Here is a 1,841-nt window from a genome sequence, read left to right as displayed (position 1 = left end):
TATCATCAACGAGTGCCCACACAGATTGATAGGTTCTTATTTTTAAAGAGCTTTTCTAACATTTTCAGCAACTTAGTCGCTCGTCGTTAGGGGTGCGTATCTTACTTCACACCGTGAGAGAGTCAAGCATTTTTTCAAATTCTTTTTTCTCTCTTCCCGACTCGCTGTGTGACTTTCGTCTCACTCCGTGTCGGTGGATGCGCAGTATAGGGAGTTGAGAAATTAGTACAAGTGTTTTTTGCAAATAAAAAACCAACCGGTCACAAATTAGCCAAAAGTGCGATATTTGCATATTTCTTCGTCACATTTGAGACATATCACAGCAATTGGTTGGAAAAACACCAACCATATACGTAAGATTCATGTGTCTATTCTGTTAATGGGCAATCGATCTCTTTATCACTATGTGTAGTAATTAAAATGACGTCTAAAAAAAATCTGATTTTATGTGTTGGGCTGGCCATCGTTGGGGGAATCATCTTCTCTCAATTCATCATCCCACCAGCCTTGAGCTTCCTCATTGGTGTTATCGCTACTGCTTTTCTTTTTTCATTTTCTAGCAAAACACCTGTTCTTCAATCTTCGGATCCTGATCCTTCAACTAAAACGCTGTATGTCGGCAACCTTCCTTATAAGGCCAATGAGAGTCATGTTCGCGATTTGTTTGCTGAATATGGACAGGTCTATGCGGTACGCTTAATGAAAGATAAGCGTACTGGAAAAAGAAGAGGGTTTGGTTTTGTAGTGATGGCTGCGGCAGATGCCAAGCCAGCTATCGCTAAACTTAATGAAAAGGAATATATGGAGAGAACGCTAAAAGTGAGAATTGCGAACGATCCTAAACATCCGGATGGTGGTAAACCTGAACAGGATTAAAACCTAGCTTCTTTAAACAAATGTTCAGTGCATCTTCCTGCCAAGGAGTTGCACTGGCATAAATCGACTTACTTCCCTCTTCTGTATCCTCAATTTCATCACTTAATAGCAATGCTTTTACTCGACGTGCAATCGCTGCGCCTGAATCAATTAAAGTAACGTCCCCACCCAAAGCTTGATGAATCTCCTCTTTGATTAAAGGGAAGTGAGTACAACCGAGCACCGCAACATCGACTTTATCGCGAAGGGGAAGCAGGATATTTGTCAGTTCGTCGAGAGAAACGCTGTTGCCTCGCAACTTCTCTTCGGCCATATCTACCAAGCGAGTTGATCCCACCAGCTCAACTGGTTTGCCTTGCGCAAAGTCCCGTATTAACTCGTGAGTATATTGGCGTGTTACTGTCGCCGGAGTGGCGATCAGCCCTACCCCTTTTGATGCTAAAAGCGATGCGGGTTTAATCGCAGGGACAACACCAACAACGGGAATCGATAAATTTTCGCGTAAGGAAGGAAGCACTATGGTGCTCGCCGTGTTGCAAGCAATGACGACAATGTCGACTTGGTGTTCTTCGACTAATGAAGAGACCAGTTGGTTAACTCGTGAAATGAGTACAGCCTGATCGAGTTCACCATAAGGGTAAGCCTGATTATCGAATAAGTATAAGTAGTCTAGCTGGGGCAATAGGCGATGTATCTCTTGGAATACAGAAAGGCCACCAACACCGGAGTCAAAAACTAGGACTTTTTTCTTACTTGCTACTCGCACGAGCCTTACCTAAAGAACAGAAACGTTGCGATCATACTGCGTAGATTTGTTTTGGCAATGCTTTAGCATGGTATCTTTGATGGCTGAATCTATCTCCAGATTCTACATCTCGCTTCGTCAACTCTATATGTCCTTGAAATGATGGGGTTGATGTCACCAATGTGTGGAACTCACCATTTTCTCCACATGGATCAATATG

2 protein-coding genes and 1 pseudogene are annotated in these 1,841 nt (G+C 42.9%); 1 reads left to right on the top strand and 2 read right to left on the bottom strand.

Annotated elements, in window-relative coordinates:
* The first annotated feature begins 420 nt into the window (after positions 1 to 420).
* A complete protein-coding gene (locus R7O13_RS23955; protein WP_017636066.1) occupies positions 421 to 876 on the top strand; it encodes an RNA-binding protein in 456 nt (151 codons plus the stop codon).
* On the opposite strand, the gene murI is transcribed toward R7O13_RS23955, so the two are convergent.
* On the bottom strand, positions 839 to 1,642 hold the full coding sequence (murI, locus tag R7O13_RS23950; RefSeq protein WP_005389694.1) for a glutamate racemase: 804 nt from the start codon (positions 1,640 to 1,642) through the stop codon (positions 839 to 841). The two genes, R7O13_RS23955 and murI, sit on opposite strands and share 38 nt — an antisense overlap.
* A gap of 31 nt (positions 1,643 to 1,673) precedes the next feature.
* Positions 1,674 to 1,841 (bottom strand): annotated as a pseudogene (locus tag R7O13_RS23945) (ATPase); the annotation flags it as partial.

Source organism: Vibrio sp. Y176, assembly GCF_033438945.1.
Note: the sequence above shows the minus strand (reverse complement) of the source record. Positions and strands in the feature narration are given on the sequence as shown.

Coding starts and splice junctions, on each gene's coding strand:
- R7O13_RS23955 (WP_017636066.1), top strand. CDS start 421: ATGACGTCTAAAAAAAATCTGATTTTATGTGTTGGGCTGGCCATCGTT.